The 20,273-nt window shown below is 72.9% G+C and carries 13 protein-coding genes; 5 read left to right on the top strand and 8 right to left on the bottom strand.

Annotation, left to right across the window (positions count from 1 at the left end; genetic code table 11):
* Positions 1-172: 172 nt before the first annotated feature.
* From K7C98_RS14930 to K7C98_RS14920, 3 genes are all read left to right on the top strand, one after another.
* A complete protein-coding gene (locus K7C98_RS14930; RefSeq protein WP_224192323.1) occupies positions 173-1,777 on the top strand; it encodes a sacsin N-terminal ATP-binding-like domain-containing protein in 1,605 nt (534 codons plus the stop codon).
* Positions 1,756-6,279, top strand: coding sequence for a hypothetical protein (locus K7C98_RS14925; protein ID WP_224192322.1), 4,524 nt, complete (start codon positions 1,756-1,758; stop codon positions 6,277-6,279). The genes K7C98_RS14930 and K7C98_RS14925 overlap by 22 nt, the downstream gene beginning before the upstream one ends.
* 449 nt (positions 6,280-6,728) lie before the next feature.
* Entirely contained in the window at positions 6,729-7,178 is a 450-nt protein-coding gene (locus K7C98_RS14920; RefSeq protein WP_224192321.1) for a hypothetical protein, read from the top strand.
* A gap of 58 nt (positions 7,179-7,236) precedes the next feature.
* Here the strand turns inward: K7C98_RS14920 and K7C98_RS43605 are convergent, their stop codons facing one another.
* From K7C98_RS43605 to K7C98_RS44795, 7 genes are all read right to left on the bottom strand, one after another.
* The gene (locus tag K7C98_RS43605; protein WP_263429514.1) at positions 7,237-9,711 is read right to left on the bottom strand and encodes a discoidin domain-containing protein; all 2,475 of its coding nucleotides are present in this window, start codon (positions 9,709-9,711) and stop codon (positions 7,237-7,239) included.
* Positions 9,712-9,780: 69 nt separating this feature from the next.
* Positions 9,781-13,488 carry a PAS domain S-box protein gene (locus K7C98_RS14910; protein WP_224192320.1) on the bottom strand — a complete coding sequence of 1,236 codons (3,708 nt, stop codon included), beginning with the start codon at positions 13,486-13,488 and terminating at the stop codon, positions 9,781-9,783.
* A 396-nt stretch (positions 13,489-13,884) separates the two neighbouring features.
* Positions 13,885-14,268 (bottom strand): VOC family protein, encoded by a 384-nt coding sequence (locus tag K7C98_RS14905; RefSeq protein ID WP_224192319.1) that lies wholly within the window; start codon positions 14,266-14,268, stop codon positions 13,885-13,887.
* A gap of 57 nt (positions 14,269-14,325) precedes the next feature.
* Positions 14,326-15,006: an STAS domain-containing protein gene (locus K7C98_RS14900; protein WP_224192318.1), complete on the bottom strand. Its 681-nt coding sequence runs from the start codon at positions 15,004-15,006 to the stop codon at positions 14,326-14,328.
* Complete coding sequence (locus tag K7C98_RS14895) at positions 14,993-15,415, bottom strand: STAS/SEC14 domain-containing protein (RefSeq protein ID WP_224192317.1); 423 nt, start codon at positions 15,413-15,415, stop codon at positions 14,993-14,995. The genes K7C98_RS14900 and K7C98_RS14895 overlap by 14 nt, the downstream gene beginning before the upstream one ends.
* A gap of 91 nt (positions 15,416-15,506) precedes the next feature.
* Complete coding sequence (locus K7C98_RS14890; RefSeq protein WP_224192316.1) at positions 15,507-15,848, bottom strand: hypothetical protein; 342 nt, start codon at positions 15,846-15,848, stop codon at positions 15,507-15,509.
* A gap of 126 nt (positions 15,849-15,974) precedes the next feature.
* Positions 15,975-16,985 (bottom strand): DnaJ C-terminal domain-containing protein, encoded by a 1,011-nt coding sequence (locus K7C98_RS44795; RefSeq protein WP_224192315.1) that lies wholly within the window; start codon positions 16,983-16,985, stop codon positions 15,975-15,977.
* Between the two features lie 117 nt (positions 16,986-17,102).
* Here K7C98_RS44795 and K7C98_RS14880 point away from each other — a divergent pair, with 117 nt between their 5' ends.
* Positions 17,103-18,209 (top strand): sensor histidine kinase, encoded by a 1,107-nt coding sequence (locus K7C98_RS14880; RefSeq protein WP_224192314.1) that lies wholly within the window; start codon positions 17,103-17,105, stop codon positions 18,207-18,209.
* Between the two features lie 63 nt (positions 18,210-18,272).
* Here K7C98_RS14880 and K7C98_RS14875 read toward each other — a convergent pair whose 3' ends face one another.
* Positions 18,273-19,184: an AraC family transcriptional regulator gene (locus tag K7C98_RS14875; RefSeq protein ID WP_224192313.1), complete on the bottom strand. Its 912-nt coding sequence runs from the start codon at positions 19,182-19,184 to the stop codon at positions 18,273-18,275.
* Positions 19,185-19,367: 183 nt separating this feature from the next.
* On the opposite strand from K7C98_RS14875, the gene K7C98_RS14870 reads away from it, so the two are divergent.
* Positions 19,368-20,105 carry an SDR family oxidoreductase gene (locus K7C98_RS14870; RefSeq protein WP_224192312.1) on the top strand — a complete coding sequence of 246 codons (738 nt, stop codon included), beginning with the start codon at positions 19,368-19,370 and terminating at the stop codon, positions 20,103-20,105.
* Positions 20,106-20,273: the final 168 nt, after the last annotated feature.

Genomic DNA, 20,273 nt, shown 5'->3' with positions numbered 1-20,273 from the left:
ACGTATCACAACAGTCTGTCGCTTCTCCGCGCGCTCGATGGCACGGAGGTCGCGGTGCGGTTCCGCCCGCGAGCACGCGCGGCCTCGGCGTCGGATTCGGGCTCGCGCTGCGCTTCTGAGGCCGCGTGGCTTGATCGCCGGTCGCGCTCGGGGGTACGGTGCCGGCTGCGAAGTGGCGGCCCCGTCCTCCGAGATCACGAACGTCGGCGACGCGCTCGAGGGCCTCGTCCACCAGTTCGCCGATCCGTGGGCGTTCCTCCGCGAGCTGATCCAGAACGCGATCGACGCCGGCAGCCCGCAGGTCGACGTCCGCATCGATCACGACGCGGGGCGCGGCGCGATGATCATCGAGGTCGCCGACGCGGGCGAGGGGATGACCCGCGAGATCATCGACTCGCGCCTGACTCGCCTGTTCTCGTCGGCCAAGGAGGGCGACTACACCAAGATCGGCAAGTTCGGCATCGGCTTCGTGTCGGTGTTTGCGATCGATCCGGAGCTGATCTGCGTCGACACCGGGCGCGCCGGCGAGTGGTGGCGGGTGGTGTTCCGCCGCGACCGCACGTTCGAGCGGATCCGCCTCCACGATCCGGTCGAGGGCACGACGGTGCGGCTGTACAAGGCGGCGACGGCGACCGAGGTCGAGGAGGCGCGCGAGCGGGCGCGGGCGACGCTGGCGTATTGGTGCAAGCACGTGAAGGTCGAGCTGCGCCTCGACGACGAGCTGGTCAGCGGCCCGATGGACATCGACGGGCTGTGCAAGGTGACGCACGAGGAGGAGGGCACGGCGCTGGTGATGGCGATCGTGCACGAGGCGGAGGCGCTGCGCGGCTACTACCACGGCGGGCTGACGCTGCACGAGGAGCGCGACGGGTCGCTGCCGTTCATCGCCTACAAGATCGATTCGCGCTTCCTCGAGCACACGCTGACGCGCGACAACGTGATCCGCGACGAGAACTACGCCAAGGCGATGACGATCGTGCAGGGGGTGGCGCGCGGGCCGCTGATGGACCGCGTGTTCGCGGCGCTCGAGCGGATCGCGGCCGGCGAGGCGGTGGCGCCGGAGGTGCGCGAGCGGCTGTACCAGTGCGCGGAGGCGCCGTTCCATGATCGATACGCGGAGCCGCGCTGGCTGGCGGCGCCGATCGTGCCGACCCTCGGCGGGCCGCCGGTGGCGATGAAGACGCTGCGCGAGCGGGCCCGCGGCAAGCCGGTGCTGTGCGCGACGGCGATGTCGCCGCTGGTCGCGGCGATGCTGGCCGACGATCACACGGTGGTCGCGTGCAGCTCGCGCGACGCGATCGACACGCTGGTGTACACGGCGACGGCGGCCTGGGCGACGCCGATCACGCATTGGTGCACGGCGCTGCCGCTCGCGCCGGCAGAGGTCGAATCGTGGGCGCCGCTGTGCGCGGCGATGCGGGCGCTGCTCAAGGTGCGCGGGTACAAGGTCCGCGAGGTGACGGTCGGTCGCTTCGATTACCCGGAGTCGGCCATCGCCGGGCGCGTGGCGATCACGCAGGCGAGGTTCGGCGAGTGCACGCCGATCGCGGAGGTCGGGCAGCTGGCGAGCGGCTGGCTGGCGAGCGGCCGGGCGCTGGTGCTGTCGGCGGGCCACCCGACGCTGCTGCACCTGCGCGCGGTCGCGAGGCGCGAGCCGGAGCTGGCGGCGTACCTGGCGATCAAGTCGTTCTTCTTGCACGGCGAGCTGAGCTCGACGACCGACGCCGAGCTGGCGAGCGCGGCCGCGGAGGCGCGATGGCGACGGATGGACGGCTGAACGATCTGTTCGACGAATTGCGGGCCGGCGGCGAGGTCGACTCGCGCGGTCGCTTCACGCTCGACCGGGCGCAGGCGCGGGCGAAGATGCAGAAGTTCCAGCTGGCCGACGCGCGCCGCTACGTGCTCGAGCTGGTGCAGGCGGCGGTGCTGCGCGGGGCGACGACGATCGCGTTCGACATCGACGCCGACGACATGCGCATGCGCTTCGACGGGCGCCCGTTCACGCCGGCGGAGCTCGACGAGCTGTGGGGCTCGATCTTCGCCGACGGCGACGGGGCCGATCTGCGCGGGGTCCGGCAATTGGCGCTCGGGCTCAACGCGGCGCTCGGCCTGGAGCCGCGGCGGATCGTGGTGCGCAGCGGGTCGCAACAATTGGTGCTGGCGCCCGGCCGCGACGACGCGCTGACGGCGATCGATCCGCCGATCGCGGAGACGACGATCCACGTGGCGCAGCGGCTGCGCCTCGGGCTGCTGGTGGCGTTCTTCCGCGACCTGCGCGGCAGCCTCGGCGAGGAGGTGCACCTGCGCGAGCGCTGCCGCTACGCGCGGATCGCCATCAGCCTCGACGGGGTGGCGATCGCCGGGGGGCCGAAGATCGAGCGCGCGCTGGTGGTCGACGAGCTGGCCGAGCCGGGCGTCGTGGGGGTGATCGGGCTGGTCGAGCACGAGCCGGCGGCCGAGGTGCGGCTGGTGAAGGACGGGGTGTGGATCGACACGCACCCGCTCGCGGGCTGCGGGCCGGGGCTGGTGGCGATCGTCGAGGCCGAGGCGCTGCGCAAGGACGTGTCGATGGCGAAGATCGTCGCCGACCACGGGTTCGAGCAGGTCGCGGGGCTGATCCGCGCGGCCCGCTGGGGGCTGTACGCGCGGCTGGTCGAGGCCGCCGAGCAGGGGCGGCTGACGATCGAGCAGGCGCTGCCGCGGGCGCGCCGCGAGGTGCTGCAATTCCTCAAGCTCCGCGACCTGCGCAAGCGCGCCGAGGTGGCGCCGCTGGCCCGGGCGATCACGTGGATGGACGCGAGGACATGTCCTGGAGGACAGGAGGCGCGGGTGTCGCTGGCGGCGCTGGCCGGGGCGGTGCGCACGGATCCCGACAGCGGGGTCCGCGAGCTGCGCCACGCGATCCGCAGCTATCCGGAGCTGAAGGCCGAGGGGCCGCCGATCCCGCGGATCGGCCGCGACCAGGCGGGCGAGGTGGCGCGGCTGCTGTCGTGCAACATGGTCGCGGTCGACGACGAATTGGCGGCGGCGCAGCGGCGCGAGAAGGCGCGACTGGAGTGGCACAAGCGCCCGCTGTCGCCGCGCCTGTCCGCGTCCGGGCGCCATCTGTTGCGGGCGCCGCTCGCGGGGCCGGGCATCGACGGCGAGCTCGGGATCACGATGGAGGCGGTCGACGGGGGGCGGCAGGACGGGCGGATCTGGTTGATCGCGCAGGGCTGTCTCTTGCGACAGGTCGACGTCGACCTGGGCGTGCCGGGGCTCGAGCTGGCGGTCGCGGCCGCGTTCACGCCGAGCGCGCTGTTCGACGACGCGGCGCGCGACGGGACGCTGGTCGAGATCATGCTGCGGACGCTGGCGGCGCTGCCGGGGCCGCTGGTCGATCGGGCCGAGAGGGCAGGCGGTTCGCGGAACGAGGCGGGGCTGCGCGGGTTGGTGAAGGGGTGGCTGCTACTGGCGCTCGACGCCGAGGCGCGGTCCGGGCTGTGGGAGCGCCTGCAGGTGCCCGAGGCGCACTGGCCGGACGCGGACGAGGTGGCGCGGTGGTTGCCGGCGCCGGAGCAGCTGCGCAGCGAAGCAGAGCCGTGGGCGAGGTTGCGGCAGGTGCCGCTGTTCGAGGACTTCGACGGGGCGCGGCGATCGCTGGACGATCTGGCGCGACGCCTGGCGCAGGTCGGTCGACTCGAGGAGGTCGATCGCTCGGAGGGATCCGAGCCAGGGCTGGGCCGCGAGGTCGTCCGGCTCGGCCGCGGCGACCGCAAGATCCTGGCGGGGCTGTTCGGCGGCGAGGCGGTGCTGCGGTCGTGGGCGCCGACGCTCGCGCAGCAGCGGCGTGGGCGCAAATTCCGGGCGCAGCCGCAGCGCTCGATCGTCGCGACGGCCGAGGCGAGCGTCGCGGAATTGCGGGCCGCGGGGCTCGATCCGGGGCTGTGGAGCCGCGTGTGGGCGAACGACGGGGTCGAGGCGGTGGTGATCCTGCGTCCGCCGTCCGGGGGGCGCGGGCCGGTGAAGGTGGGCGCACCGGCGTCGGTCGAGCTGCGCTTCGAGGGCCGACCGCTGGTGACGCGCGCGCTCGACCTGGGGTTCGCGCCGATCACGGCGGTGGCGTCGGCGAAGACGCTGGAGCCGAACGCGAGCTGGGACGATGTCGCCGACGAGGAGGCGCTGGCTGCCGTGACTGCCGAGCTGCAGCGGGCGGCGTGGTCGCTGGTGGCGGGGGTGGTGCGGCGGTGGATGACGGGCCCGGAGGTCGACGACGCGACGTGGACGTGGCTGCGCTCGCAGCTGCTGCTGCGATTGACGCAGTGCACGCGCGAGGAGGTGGTCCGCGAGGCGCCGGAGCTGCTGCAGGTGCCGCTGTTCGCCACGCTCGGCCGGCGCGTGTTGAGCCTCGAGGAGGTCGAGGCGGTGGTGGCGGCGGAGGGCCGGATCGCCTGGGTGCCGATGACGACGCCGGGAGCGGCGCTGCCCGATCCGCCGATCGTGCGCGAGGAGGCGCCGGCGATCGCGGCGCTGCGCCACTGGGTCGGTGAGTCGCGCCTGGTCGACGGCGGTGAGCGGTTGCGGGCGCGCCGACTCGAGCGGCGCCTGGCCGACCTGCCGACGGTCACGTCGCTGACGCTGGACCCGGCGGCGGTGTGGGCGACGACGTCGCTGGCGGGCGACAATGCGAAGGTCGAGGGCGAGGTCGGTCTGCAGCGCGGGCGCAGCGACGGGGCGCTGCGGATCGCCGTCTGCATGGACGGGCGCAAGATCGGCGAGTTCGTGCACGAGGACGCCGGGGCGCCGCTGCTGGCGATCGCGTGCGATCCGGAGCTGCCGCTGACGCACGACGGCGAGGTCGATACGCGCAGCAAGCGGTACGGGCAATTGCTGCGCCGCTGCCGGCGGGCGGCCAACGGATTGGTGGCGGAATTGTGCGAGCGCCACGCGTCGCTGCCGGACGAGGAGCGCGAGGCGGCGCGGGTGCTGCTGCTCGAGTACGCGGCGCGGCGCATCGAGCGGGCGGAGCGGGACGGCTCGCAGCCGGGACGCGGGGTGGAGGCGGTGCGCTCGCTGCCGCTGCTGGTCGATGTGTGGGGCCGACCGTGCTCGCTGGCGGAGGTCGAGGGGCGCAAGCGCGGGGCGATCGAGGTGGTGACGCGAGCGGTCGCGGCGCCGCCGGACACGATCGCGGCGGGGCGGTCGATCCTGGCGGTCGATCCGCCGGCGCGGCGCTGCCTCGAGGCGATCGGCGAGGTGACCGCGATCGACCATCGCTGGGCGGAGGTGGTGGCGGCGATGCGGGCGCGGATCGCCTCGCCGCCGTGCGATGTGCCGGATCTGCGGCGGGTGGCGTGGGTCGATCGCAAGGCGACGATCGCGGGCGGATTGCAGGCACACCTGTGGATCCCGCGGACGCCGACGAAGGACGACACGGTGGCGCTGGGGCACGAGGGGCGGGAGATCGGGCGAATGATGGCACTCGCGGCGCTGCCGTGCGCGGGCATCGTCAGCGGCGAGGGGCTGACGAGCGCGTCGGTGCTCGACGCGCGCCAGCGCAGCAGCCTGGTGAAGCAGGTGTGCCGGCTGTACGAGACGCTGGCGAAGCAGGTGCGCTCGAGCGGCCGGATGAACGCGAGCGAACGCGACGCGGCGGCCGAGTGGCTGGCGTACGTCGACGGGGAATTGGCGGCCTGCGAGGATCCGGTGCTGGGTGAGCTGGGCAAGGCGCTGACGCAGCTGCGGGCGGCGCTGGCCGAGCTGGTGCCGCCGGCGTTGCGACAGGCGCGGGCGAGCGCGGCGCGAAGGCGCCAGGAGGCCCAGGAGGCCGCGGAGGCGCAGCAGGCGGGCGAAACGGCGCAATCGACCGCGACGGGGGGGAGGCCCGCGGCAGCGCCGGTCGAGGTGCCGGCGACGCCGACGAGCGAGCCGGTGCCGGCGCCGACGCCGGAGCTGCAGCTGCTGGCGCTGGTGCGCGCGGAGCTCGAGTGGGCCCGGGCGCGCCACGGGTCGACGCTCGAGCGGCTGCGCCTCGATCGCCTGGCCATCGGGACAGGTCGGGAGCCGGGTCTCGCCCGCTTCGACCAGGGGATCGTGCTGCAGGCGGGTCACTCGCTGGTCGCCCGTGCGCTGACGCGGCTGGCGATCGGCGAGGCGCCGGATCCGGTCGACATGGTGTTCGTGATGGCGAATGTCTACACGCTGATGAACGAGGTCGCCGAGGAGATCGGGGCCGACGACGAGCAGGCGTTCGTCGCCCGCCTGGCCGAGGGCCTGGCGGCCGGGCTCGCGCGCGCGTGAGTGTGGGCATTCGTGACGGCGGCGAGCGCCGTCATTCGCGGCAGGCGAGGCGCTCGACGAGGGCGCTGCCGGCGGGGGCGTGGCTGATCTGCGGGGCCAGGCTGCCGCCGACGACGTGGACGGCGCCGCGGAACACGACGGCGCGGGCGAAGTTGCGGGGGGTCGGCAGGGGCGCGACGGGTCGCCAGCCGGCGGCGGGATCGAGGCGCAGGACGTCCGTGCGTCGGCGCGAGACCTCGACCTCGTGGGCAGATCGGCTCGATCGAGCTCGTGCGGCCTCGTGACACTCGAGGCATTCGGCGTCGTGGGCCGGTCGACGGCCCGCGAGCGCGACGCACGAGGCGAAGCGACGGGCAAGCGTGCAGGGGGGACGGAGCCTCGTGTCGGATCACGGCGCGCGGCGAGCCGGGGGGCGCTTGCGGCGGCGAACGGCGTGCCACCATGCCCACATGGCCTACGCGTATCGCCGCCTCCGTTACGCTGTCGCGCTCGCGCTCTCGTTCGCCTGTGACAGCGGCTACAGCCTCCACATCAACATCGAGCTCCCCGAGGAGGTCGTCGCCGCCTATAGCGAGCAGCAGAGGGGGATCCTGTACGTCTACGTCGAACCCGAGGGAGGGTTCGATCCCACGTATCGCGCCGTCGCCGTGGTCTGCGGCGAGACGAACCGATATTCCGTCGAGAGCGGCGGCGACGGGGAGGTTCAGACGACCCGAATCCTGGCCTGGATCGACCCGGCGACGGGCGGCGAATGCGGCCCGATCGAGCCCTCGGGAGCCGGCTCCGACGACAAAAAGGTGTACCCGGACGAGGGGGAGCCGCAGGCCGAGGGCATGGTCCAGGCGACGGGCACGTGCAATCACAGCGAGGAGGTCGAGCTCGTGCTGAGCGCGCCGTGACGCGCTCGCGCGCCGGATGTCCTTCGGAGCAGGTCCGAAGGGACATGCGTGCAATCGTTCACGGGGCCGCGAGCACGCGGACCTCGCCGAGGTACATGTAGCCGGTGCCGGCCTTGCGGACGCGGAGGTAGCGGTACGGTGTGCGGTCGGTCCAGCGGGCCGGCCAGATCGCGCGGTGAGGCAGGGGGGTGGCGCCGAGGCGCGCGAGCAAGACGGCGTCGCCGGCGTCGGGTTGATTGGCGCCGACGATCTCGAGGTCGGCGCGGGTGGCGGGCTGGTCGAGCTCCCAGCGCATCACGACCTCGGCGCCGGACAGGGCGCGCGGCTGCTGGAGGTCGACCTGCCACCACGGCGAGGGATCCTCGTCGGCGCCCTTCGGCGACCAGCCGGTGCGGCCGTCGCCGTCGTTGCCCTGCGACTCGGGGTGCGTGGGGTCGTAGATCGACGAGGCGGTAGCGGGCAGGCCGCGCGCGAGCTCGTCGGGGTGCATGGCGCGGTGCTCGGGCAAGAGGCCGGCGGCGGCGACGATGGCCTGGGCGTCGGGCGGCATGACGGCGCCGAACACGACGTTGCCGGCGATCGTGTTCGACGGGTGCGGCGGGTCGGGCTGGACGAAGGGGTTGTCGAGCTCGCTGTAATTGCCGGTGATCGTGTTGTTGGTGGCGTCGGTCGCGTAGGTGGTGCAGAGGAGCCAGTAGTCGACCTTCTCGACGACGTTGCCGCTGACGGTGTAATGCTGGGTGCCGTTGTCGAGGTAGAGGGCGCCGTACGGGTGGCCCTGGTTGTGCACGTAATTGCCGGAGGTGGTCGAGCCCTGCTGCGCGCCGAGGGTGTAGATCCCGCCGCCGTCCTCGAGCACGCGCATGTGATAGCCGACGCGGTTGTTCTCGATGTGGTTGTCGAGCGAGGAGGCGGGGGTCGGGCCGTCGACGTCGACGGCGCCCCAGCCCCAGCCGACCGAGATCCCGGTGTAGGGCAGGTCGAACAGGTCGTTGTGCTCGATCCGCGCGCCCTCGGTGTAGCCGGCCCAGATCGCCACGGTGCTGGGGTACTCGACGCCGGTGCGGGTGACGAAGTTGCTGCGGATCGTGTTGCCGGCGACGATGGTGGCCGGATCGTCGGGGTGGTGGTGCCAGGTCTCGGTGACGTTCCCGAGCTGGATCGCGCCGGCGGAGATGTCCTCGAAGCGGTTGTCGACGACGAGGTTGTCGCGCGCGCCGAGCTCGAACGAGAGGCCGCCGGCGCCGAGGTGGGTGAAGCTGCAGCCGGCGATCGTGACGTGGTCGGCGGCCTCGAAGCGGACGGCGGCGGGGGTCTTCTCGCTGGCCCAGGTGCCGCCGCCGACCAGGCGGATGCCGGCCTGCAACTCGACGTAGCCCTGCGGGCCGCTCGGGGCCAGCCAGCCGGCGTGGGCGAAGCCGAGGCCCTCGAAGCGGACGTGCCGCAGCGGGGCGTCGATCGTACCTGCCCCGTGGAGCAGGGTCTCGAGGACAGGTACGATCGCGGGCGCGGTGGCGAGGTCGACGCCGGCGCGCGGGATGTGATCGACGACAAGGGCGCCGCGGTCGAGGTAGAACTCGCCGGGCTCGTCGAGCAGCTCGCGGGCGTTCTCGAACCACTGCGGGAGGTCGAGGGTGAAGTCGACGTCCATGTCCTTGTGCAGCTGGGCGTCGGTCCAGCACGGGTCCTGGACGGTGAGGGCGGTGCCGGCGACGGCCGCGAGCGGGCAGCGGAAGCTCTTCCAAAAGCGGTGGCCGACGACCTCGACGGCGGTGATGTCGGCCCAGGCGGCCATGGCGGCGTCGGGGGCGGTGTAGCCGGTGGGGGTCTCGACGAAGCCGGGGGCCGCGGGGCCGCGGGCGCGCACGGCCCGGTCGTCGCCGATCCACAGGTGGCGGCTGTCCCCAGGGACAGCCGCGCGATGGATGTTCAGCGCCGGGTCGACGAGGCGCCACGGGCCGACGGGGACGCCGCCGCTGAGCACGGGGGCCTCGCCGGGGAAGGCGCGCCAGACGACGTCGTGGCCGCCGCTGCCGGAGTCGTCGGCGGTGAGCACCCACGGGGCCGACAGCGCATAGGTGCCGCCGCGCAGGTAGACGCGGATCTCGCCGGTCATGACGGTGTTGAGGATCCGGACGACGGCCTGGGCGCCCTGCAGCGAGCACGGGTCGGTGTAGGTGCATCCGCTGCCGGCCCCGTCGGGCGCGACGTAGAGGACGGCCTCGGGGCAGGGGCCGTCACTGGCACAATCGAGGCAGCCCTGGGCCGGGTCGCACAGCTCGCCGGCCTCGCAGCCGCCGCAGGCGTCGAGCGGGGTGCCGGTGGTGCTCGTGGGCTCGGTGGGGACGTCGGAGGTGGTGGCGGCGTCGGTCGTGCTGCCGGGAGTGGTGGTCGGATCGTCGGTGGCAGCGCCGGTGGTGCCGCCGGTCGAGCTGGTGGTCGCGGGCGGACCGACGCCGGCGCGGCCGGGGTCGTCGCCGCACGCAGCGACGACGGCGAGGAGCGCGAGGGGCCGGACGATCGCGGAGGGCATGACGCGGCACGCTACACGAGTTCGCCGCGGCGCTGCAGCGGGCGCGGGCCGAGGGTCGCGACGGCGAGTTCAGCGCGGCGAGGGTGCGTCTGCGTCCGCGAGCTCGGCGAACAACTTCTGCAGGACGGCCAGGCTCACCGGCTTGACGAGGTGACGGTTGCACCCGGCGTCGCGCGAGCGGGCGCGGTCGCTCTCCTGGCCCCAACCGGTGAGCGCGACGACGAAGATGCCGCCGCCCCACGGCTGGGCGCGGATCCGGCGGGTGGCGTCGTAGCCGTTCAGGCGCGGCATGCCCATGTCCATGAGGATGACGTCGGGCCGGAAGGCCTCGGCCTCGGCGACCGCGTCGAGGCCGTCGCGGGCGGTGCGGACGTCGTGGCCGAGAAGCCTCAGCATGATCGCCATGGTCGTGGTGGAGTCCTCGTTGTCGTCGACGACGAGGACGCGGCGCCCGGCGCCCGGCGCCCGCGGGCCGAGGCGCCCCGCGCCCGGCTGCTCGGGCCTCAGCTCGGCCACCGGCAGCCGCACGGTGAAGGTGCTGCCCTGGCCGAGGCCCGCGCTCTCGGCCACGACGGTGCCGCCGTGCATCTCGACGAGACCCTTGACGAGCGCGAGGCCGATCCCGAGGCCGCCGCCGCTGCGCTCGAGCGAGCGGTCGATCTGCGAGAACATGTCGAAGATGGTCGAGAGGGACTCGGGCGGGATGCCGAGGCCGTCGTCGCGGACGGAGACGCTGACGCTGCCGCCGTGGAGCTCGGCGGCGAGCCGGATGTGCCCGCCGGGCCGGGTGTACTTGGCGCTGTTGGTGAGGAGGTTGCTGAACACCTGGGCGAGGCGGGTGAGGTCGGCGTCGAGGATGACCGGCCGGGGCGGCAGCACGATCTCGAGGGTGTGCCGCGCGGCGTCGATGAGCGGCCGGGCGGTCTCGACGGCGTTGCTCAGCACGTCGGCGAGCGCGATCCGGGACCGCCGCAGCTCCATCTTGTTGCGGTTGATGCGCGAGACGTCCAGGAGGTCGTCGATCAGCCGCACCATGTGCCCGAGCTGACGATCCATGACGTCGCGGGCGCGCTCCTGCACGGCGGAGTCGTCGGCCAGGCGCAGCACTTCGATGCCGTTGCGCAGCGGGGCGAGCGGGTTGCGCAGCTCGTGGGCGAGCAGGGCCAAGAACTCGTCCTTGCGCCGGTCCTGCTCGCGCAGGGCGGCGTTCAACCGGGCGTTCTCGAGCGCCACCGAGGTGATGTGCGCGAGCTGGGCGAGCACGACCTCGTCGCTCTCGCTGAACTCGCCGCCCTGCTTGTCCCACAGCTGGACGAGGCCGAGGTTCTTGCCGTCGCGGTCGATGAACGGCGCGGCCAGCCAGCCCCGCGGCAGCCGCTGGCCGGGGGCGTCGGGATCGGCAGAGGCGGCGAGGGCGGCGCCGGCGAGCCGCAGCGGCCGGTTGGTGCGACACACGAGGGCCGCGGCGGCGCCGACGGGCGGGAGGACGCCGCTGGCGTAGGTGCGGTGGTCGTCGACAAGGCTCGAGGCGGAGTGCGCGGCGCCGACGATCCGCCGCGCCTCGTCGGCCACGGCCTGCAGGACCTGCTCGAGCTCGCCGGCGGAGTGAATCGCCAGCGAGGCGTCGGCGACGGCGCGGACGAGCCGGCCGTGCTCCTGCTCGCGCGCCAGCGCAGCGGCGATCCGCTCCTCGTCGAGCTTGCGGTCGGTGATGTCGACGGTCACGCCGTCGAAGCGGACGGGGCGGCCGTCGCGGCCGTAGGCGGTGCCCCCGAGCGCCCTGACCCACTTGATGGCGCCGGTCGCGGGATCGACGGTGCGATAGTCGATGTTGTAGGGCACGCGATCGCGGATCGAGGCGTCGATCGCGGCGCGCGTGCGCTCGCGATCGTCGGGGTGCATGCGCTCGTAGAACGTCTCGAACGTCACGTGCGCCCCGGGGGGCAGCCAGAAGTGCTCCTTGACGCGGTTGTCCCAATCGAGCACGTCGAACGGCAAATCACAGTACCAGAAGCCGACGCCGGCGACGCGCACGGCGAATTCGAGGCGGGCGCGGCTGTCGGCGAGCGCCCGCTCGGCGGTGGTCCTGTGGGTGATGTCGCGGCTGATCGCCAGCTGCGCGATGCGGCCGTCCGGGGCGCGCAGCGGGACGGCGGTGGATTCCATGTGCCGCCGGGTGCCGCGGAGCCCGACGAAGTCGAACGCGAGCGTGCCGGGCTCGCCGCGACAGACCCGCTCGTGGAAGCTGCGGAACGCGTCGCGGTGCTCGGGCGCGATGACGTCGTAGACCGGACGGCCGAGGGCCGACTGCTCGTCGGCCTCGATCATCCGCCGGCCGGCGGGGTTCATCTGCAGGATGATGCCGTCGGGGTCGACCAGCTTGACGCACTCCGGGGTCGAGTCGACGATCGCCCGGTAGCGGGCCTCGCTCTCGCGCAATTGACGGGCGGCGCGGGCCCGCTCGAGCGCCTCCCAGCAGCGATCGGCGACGGTGCGCAGCAGCGAGGTTTCGTCGGCGGTCCAGCTCCGCGGCGCCCGCTGGTGGACGGCCATGACGGCGGTGCATTTGCCGCCCTTGCGCAGCGGGACGCAGATCGCGGCCCGGATCTCCGCGGCGCGGTAGGCGGTGAGGTTCGCCGCGCCCGGCTCGGCGTCGATGTCGTCGAGGATGTAGGGCTCGTTGGCCTGGATCGCGCGGACGCACGCGGGGCCGAACGCGGCGACGGGCCAGCGGCCGACCATGCTGACGACGCCGCGCGTGTAGTCGCCGGTGATCACGAACACGGACTCGTCCTCGACCTCGGCGTAGGCGCAGCGATCGACGCGCAGGTGCTCGGCGAGCAGGCGCGCCGCGACGGCCATGGTCTCGTCGGGGTCGGTCAGCGGGCGGATGGCGGCCTCGAGCTCGAGCAGGAAGCGGTGGCGCTCCTCGCTGGCCCGCAGCGCGTCCTGGGCCCGCTTGTGCGCGGTGATGTCGCGGGCGATCTTCGATGCGCCGATGACGTTGCCGTCGGCGTCGCGGATCGGCGAGACGGTGAGGGAGATGTCGAGCCGCCGACCGTCCCGGGCCACGCGCACGGTCTCGAACCAGTCGACCGGCTCGCCGCGGACCAGCCGGGCGAGGATCCGCTTCTCCTCGTCGAGGCGCTCGGGGGGGATGATGATCGTGATCGAACGACCGATCGCCTCGCCGGCGAGGTAGCCGAACAGCCGCTCGGCGCCGGCGTTCCAGGTGCGGATGACGCCGTCGAGGGTCTTGCTGACGATCGCGTCCTCCGAGGACTCGACGATCGCGGCGAGGCGGGCCCGCGCCTCGTCGGCCCGGCGGCGCTCGGTGACGTCGCGGAACACGAGGATGGCCCCGACGGTGCGGCCGCCGGCGTCGCGGAGCGGCGCGGTGCTCTCGTCGATGGGGTGCTCGGCGCCGTTGCGGGCGATCAAACGGGTGTGAAGGACGGTGCCCTCGCGCACGGCCCGGAGCGCGGGGTCGAGGGGGCGGCGGGTGTGTTCGTCGACGATGCGGAAGACGCCGGCGAGCGGCTGGCCGGCGGCCTCGGCCGCGGTCCACCCGGTCAGGGCCTCGGCCGCCGGGTTGATGAAGGTGATGCGCCCGGCGATGTCGGTGCTGATGACGGCGTCGCCGATGCTGGCGAGCGTGATCATGAGCCGCTCGCGCTCGCCGGCGAGCTGGCGCTCGAGCTGCGCCCGCGCGAGATCAGGGCCCGCGGCGTCCGCCGGCGCAGCGTCGCGCGGTTGCAGGTCGTCCCCGTCCGTCATTCCGCGGCTCCGGCGAAGTCCGCCTCGCAGGCGATCGACGCGTCGGCGTCGGGCAGCGCGATGCGAGCAGCGCTGCTGATGAGCTCGGTCGGGACGGTCATGATTCTCGGTCGGATCGGCAGCGCACGACTGTAAACCCCCGGTCTCGGGGATGCACCTGCAACGGCGCCGGGCTAGCTCACTTCGCCGAGTGGCCGAGCGCCGCGGTTCACAGGTCCGTCGCACGACGTCGCGGTCTTGCGAGGATCGGCGGCGCGAGACTTCGGGCGTCGCCGCGCGGCGTGAACAAACGTCGTCTTGCCGTTCGCGCTGCCCCCGCCCCGGCCGCCGCGTCGGGTCGGCCGCCGGGCGAGACAGGCGCCGCGGTGCAGAGGCCGCTGCGACGCGCGAGGCCAGTCAGCCGCCGCTGCCGTAGGGGCGGGTGAGGATCTCGAGGAAGTGCCCGCTGGGATCCTCGAAGTAGACGCCGCGTCCGCCGTCTCGCGTGTTGATCTCGCGGGGGCGATGCCGGCCGGGGTCGGCCCAGTAGGCGAGGTCGCGGCCGACGATTCGCGCGAAGATCCGGTCGAACTCGGCCTCGCTGACGAGGAATGCGTAGTGCTGGCTCGCGATCTCCCCGTCGTCGTCGACGAAGTCGAGGGCGACGTCGTTGCCGAGCTGGACGCTGAGGAACGGGCCGAACGGCGCCGGTGCGGGGAGCTCCAGGAGCTGGCTGAGGAAATCGGCGGAGACGCGCTTGTCCCTGGCGTGGATGATCGTGTGATTGAACCGGGCCGTCATGATCCCTCCGGCTCAGGATATGGCACGAGTCGGCAGGGCGAGCCGTTCGCGGCAGGGTCAGCCGGCGGCTGCGGTGCTCGCCCGCGAGGCGGCGCGCGCGGTGAGGCAGTGACGCAGGCCCTCGCGGAGGTTGGGCAGGCAGCGGAGAGCGCGAGGCGCATCGTCGAGCGCGGCGAGCGTCTCGGCGACCGCGGGGCTGACTCCGGTGACGACGCACTGGCAGCCGACGAGCTTGACGGCGGCGACGAGCTTGAGCAGGTGGTCGGCGGTGCCGGCGTCGACGTCGGCGACGCCGGTGAGATCGACGAGGGCCGAGCGCGCGCGCGTGGCGACCACGCGCTGCAGCAGGGTGTCGGTGACCTCGATCGCGCGCGCGTGGTCGAGGGTGCCGACGATCGGGACGGCCAGCACGCCCTCCCAGAGGTCGAGGACAGGGGACGACAGCTGGCGGATCTCGTGGCGCTGGGCCTCGATCAGGGCCAGCTTCTGCTCGATGTCCTGGTTGGCGCGCAGCAGGGCCGTGAGCGCCTGCTCGCGCTCGTCGTGGGTGATCTGCAGCTCGGTGATGAACAGGCGCAGGCCCTCCTCGAGCATGCCGAAGGCGTCCTCCCGGGCGGTCGAGAGCTGGGCGAGGGCCTTGGCGAACTCACCGACGGAGGCCAGGCCGATGACGGCGAGGAGGCGATGGTAGCGGTCCGGCTCGTCGGCGAGGACGGCCTCGACGTCACTCGTGGACATGGGGACCTCCGCTCGATACCACCAGCCTGGCGCGGTGCGCCTCGATCCACCGCCGGGCCGCGGCCTCGTCGGGCACGAACTCGATGTCGACGTTGTTGCCGACGAGCCGCACGGCCTGGAGCACCAGCGTGGCGAGCGTCCGCATGGCGAAGTTGGCCCCGTAGATCGCCCCGCCGGCGACGGTATGCGTCTTGTTCCACTCGCCGATCTGGCGCCGCGCGTCGGCCGGGATGCCCGTGAACTGCGAGAGGTCGCAGAGCACGTAGCTGCGGCCCACGTCGCGCTGGATCTGCGCCAGCAGCTCGTGCAGCGCCGTCGCCACCTCGAGGTCGAAGAGCCCCCGGACTTTGATGTGGGCGAGGTCGCCCTCTCGCGTGAGATGATATTCGCCCGAGGTCGTCGTCGGCACCGCGGGCAGGATACCACGGGCAGGTGAACGCCGTCCGGCAGCGCGGAGGATGCCTCGGGCCGCGGCCGGCACCGGCGCTCGACATCGCCAGTCACGCCGCGCGGCCGACAGGGGGACGTCGGCGCGCCCGGCCGAGGGCGAAGCCGACGATGAGCCCGCCGAGCAGCAGCAGGCCGTCACCGTGATCGCGGGCTGCCGTACAACCGCCGGCCTGCGAGCACACGTAGGGCTCGAGGTCCGCGGGCGAGATCTGGGTCATCTCGCCGACGTCGGCGATGTCGTAGACGCAGGTCTCGCCGCCGGGCAGGGCGCAGAACGAGTCGCGTGGGCACGTGGTCAAGATCTTCTGCGGCGCTCCCTCGCCGCACGCGGCGCCGCCGCTCCGCAGGACTTGAATGACCGTGTCGGGGTGGCGGGTCAGGACCTCGGGCATGGTGGCGCGAGCATGCCGCGCGGGCGCGACGTCGCAAGCGAGCGGCGGGCGGGTCTCATGAATGACTGTAAGGACATGTCGAATAGGACATGTCCCTCGGCGCCGGTCGCGGCGGGCCGGGGCCGCTCAGCCGCGCGGGCGCGCGTCGGCCTGCAGGCGCTCGAGCGCGCGCAGGAGCTCGGGGTCGCCGGCGGACGGGAGGCGGACGCGGAATACGAGGTAGAGGTCGCCGACGGCGTCACCTTCGCCGGGCACGCCCTGCCGCCGCAGCCGCAGCCTGTGATCGGGGGCGCAGGCGGGCGGGACCTTGACGCGAATCGTGCCCCGCGGGGTGGCGACGTCGATGGCGTCTCCGCGGTAGAGCTCGAGCAAGGTGACGGCGACGTCGAGGTGGAGGTCGAGGCCGCGGCGGGTCAGCGCAGGGTCGGGGAGGACGCGGACGGTGACGTGCAGGTCGCCGGGCGGGCTGCCGGGCTCGCCCTGGCCGGGGAGGCGGACCACGGCGCCGTCGAGGGTGCCCGCGGGCACGGCGACGTCGACGATCCGCCCGCCCCCTGCGGCGCCGACCCGCACCTGCACGCTGCAGCCGACGACGGCGCGCGCGAGCGGGACGGCGACCTCGGCGCGGGCGTCGCGACCCATGCCGCCGTCGAGGTCGTCGGCGTCGTCGTCGTCGTCGAGGTGGACGTCGCGGCCGCGCCAGAAGCTGGCGAGGATGTCGTCGAAGACGGTCCGGCGGGCGTGCTTGAGATCGGCGAAGTCGAGCTCGTCGGCGTCGTCGGGCTGGTCCTGGTCGTCACCGGCGTCGGTGTCGGCGGCTGCGGTGCGCCCCGAGCCCCACGGCGGACCGGGCGGGCCGCGGTCGTCCGGGCGCGCGCGCTCCCGGGCGGCGCGGGCCCGGGCCGGATCGAAGCCGCGGGTCAGCGAGAGCTCGCCGAACTCGTCGTAGAGGGCGCGGGTGCGGTCGTCGCCGAGGATCGTGTAGGCGTCGACGATCTCGCGGTAGAGCTCCTCGCTCCACGCGCGACCGCGGTTGACGTCGGGGTGGAAGCGCCGCGTCCGCTCGCGGTAGGCCCGCTTGATCGCGCGGGCGTCGGCGCTGCGTTCGATGCCGAGGACGACGTAGAGGTCGCGCACGCCATCACCCTACCGCAGCGAGCTCGACCGGACCAGGCCGGCGAAGAGGGGCGCGGACGCGCTGGTCCGAAGTACATACATGTTCGTCGGACCACGAAAGCTTGCTAGAAACCTCGCATGGGCTCGACGAAGAAGCAGCCACATCCGGAACGCGGCGAGACGGACCGCAGCTTGACGGCAGAGCGGGACAAGTCGGACCGCGAGTTGAGCCTGCGGCGCGAGCTTCGGGAAGAGGGCGCCGACGAGGTCGTCCGGCGGGCCCGGGAGCGCGCGGACGTCGTCCTTCATCAGGCTCGCAGGCGTGCGGACGACCTGCTCGGACAGCGGGACGAAAATTCCGCGGCCCAGGAGCGTGTCCTGCAGGAGAGGGGTGACGCAGACGAGGCGCTTCGCCAGGAGCGCCTCGTCGCGGACGAGCAGGTCCTCATCGAGCGCGAGCAGCGGAGCCGCGATCTGCAGGACCTGCTGGGTTTGGAGCGCGAGGCGACGGATCGAAACCTGAAGGCGGAGCGGAGCTCTGCGGATCAGGCGCTCGCGTCGCGCGACGACTTCCTCGGCGTGGTCAGCCATGAGCTTCGGGGGACGCTCAACGGCATCGCGCTGCACGCGGCCGTGCTCATCCAGCAGTCGACCGGCGACGAGCCGGGGCGCAGGGTCATCGCGCACGCGGAGAAGATCGAGCGGGGTGTCGCTCGCATGAAGCGGCTCATCGACGATCTGATGGATCTCGCCAGTATCGAGGCAGGACGCCTGAGGATCACGACCCGACGTGACGACGTCGCCCGACTCGCGCGCGAGGCCGTCGAGATCTTTCAGCCGGTGAGCGCGGCGAGAGGGCTACAGCTCATGCTCGAGGCGCCGGGGCTCCCGGTGCCGGCGACATTCGACCACGAACGCATCCTGCAAGTGCTCACGAATCTGTTCGCCAACGCCGTCAAGTTCACCCCCGCGGGCGGCAAGATCGTCGTCCGCGTGGAGCCGCAGGGAAAGCTCGTGCGCCTGTCCGTGTCGGACACCGGCTCAGGCATCCCGGAAGACAAGCTGAACGTGATCTTCGAGCGCTTCGTGCAGGTGGCGGCCGACGATCCGCGAGGTGTTGGACTGGGCCTGTTCATCGCGAAGACCATCATCGACGCGCACGGCGGGGAGCTCGGCGCCGACAGCCGGGTCGGCGAAGGGAGCACCTTCTTCTTCACGCTGCCGGCAGCTCCGGGCGACGCATGATCGGACCGACAGGCCCCGTCGCTCGCTGCGAACGGCAACAGACTCAACCCCTCGGAGGCTGAACTAGGCCGGGCGGACCAGGCCGCCGGTGTCGCGCAGGCGGCGGAGGTCGCGGGCCGGGGGGTCGCCGAACAGCCGGCTGTATTCGCGGCTGAACTGCGTGGGGCTCTCGTAGCCGACGCGCAGGGCGGCGGTGGTGGCGTCGAGCGACTCGCTGAACATCAGCCGGCGGGCCTCCTGCAGCCGCAGCTGCTTCTGGTACTGCAGGGGGCTCATGGCGGTGACGGCCTTGAAATGGTGGTGCAGCGAGGACGGGCTCATGTGCAGCTCGCGGGCGAACTCGTCGATGCGCAGCGGCTCGGCGAAGTGCTGCTTGAGCCAGCCGATCGCGCGGGCGATCCGGCGCGCCTGGCCGTCGCCGCCGGCGATCTGGCGCAGGCGCCAGCCCTCGTCGCCCTTGAGCAGGCGGTACATCAATTCGCGCACGGCCAGCGGGGCGAGGGCGGCGATGTCTTCGGGGGTGTCGAGCAGGCGGACGAGCCGGAGCACGGCGTCGTGCATGGCCGGGGTCATGGCGCTGAGGAAGAGGCCGCGCGTGGGGCCTTGCGAGGCGGGCGCGGGCGGGCCGAGCTCGAGCAGCAATCGCGCGAGCTCGCCGGCGTCGAGGTCGAGGCGAATGCACAGATAGGGGGCGAGCGGGCTGGCCTCGAGGACCTGGCCGGTGATCGGGAGGTCGACCGAGACGACGAGGTAGCGCGAGGCGTCGTAGACGAGGACCTCGTCGGCCAGGTGCACGCGCTTGCTGCCCTGGGCGACGATGCACACCGCCGGCTCGTGCAGGAGCACCAGCGGCTCGCCGGGATGGGACAGGCGGATCAGCGAGAGGCGCGGGATGGCGGTCCCGTGCACGCCGTCGTCGGGCGTGTGCCGCTCGATCTGGGCCGCCAGTTCCGCCGCGGGCGCGTTGGTCGCCATCGATCGAGCTTACTCGCGCCATGCGGTGGCGACAAGGTCGCGGGGCCGGCGACGAGGCGGCGGAGGATCGGGCAAGAAGCGGCGAGAAACGGGCTAACGAGCCCGTGCGCGGGCTTTTATGTTGTCCGTGTCGGGCGCCGCGGACCACCGCGGCCGCCGCGACGAACACGAGGGAGAAGGACGATGGCTGGAATCGAAGGCAAGGTCGTATTGATCACGGGCGCGAGCAGCGGCATCGGCGAGGCCACGGCGCGCCTCCTGGCCAAACACGGGGCGCACGTGGTGCTCGGGGCCCGGCGCACCGACCGGCTGGTGGCCCTGGCCGACGAGATCGCGGCAGCCGGCGGATCGGTCCGCTACCGCCGCGTGGACGTGACGCAGCGCGAGGAGGTGGCGGCGTTCGTGGCGTTCGCTCGCACGGCGTTCGACCGCGTCGACGTGATCGTCAACAACGCCGGGGTGATGCCATTGTCGCGCCTCGACGCGTTCAAGGTCGAGGAGTGGGATCGGATGATCGATGTCAACATCCGCGGGGTGCTGCACGGGATCGCGGCGGCGCTGCCGGTGATGCAGGAGCAGAAGCGCGGGCAGATCATCAACCTGTCGTCGATCGGCGGCCACGTGGTGGTGCCGACGGCTGCGGTGTACTGCGCGACGAAGTTCGCGGTCCTCGCCATCTCGGAGGGGCTGCGCCAGGAGGTCGGCGGTGACATCCGCGTCACTGTGATCTCGCCCGGTGTGACCGAGTCGGAGCTGGCCGACAGCATCTCCGATCCGGAGGCGCGCGACGGGATGAAGGCGTTCCGCCGGATCAGCATCCCGGCGGCGGCGATCGCCCGCACGATCCGGTTCGCCATCGAGCAACCAGACGACGTCGACGTCAGCGAGATGATCGTGCGGCCGACGGCGAGCCCGTATTGATGACAGTCTGCGGAGATGGGGATTTTCAGCTTCGTGGCGGCAGCGCTGAGGCGCGGAGGAGGCGGGTCCTGGCCCATGACGTTTGGAGGCGAGGCGCGGTTGCGGGCCCTGCGGCCGCGTCGAACAGATCTCCGGCGACGCGGCCGCCGACGAGGCCGAGGCCCGTCG

The organism is Nannocystis pusilla, from assembly GCF_020073745.1.
GTDB lineage: Bacteria > Myxococcota_A > Polyangia > Nannocystales > Nannocystaceae > Nannocystis > Nannocystis radixulma.
This window is presented reverse-complemented; position numbering and strand designations above follow the sequence as displayed.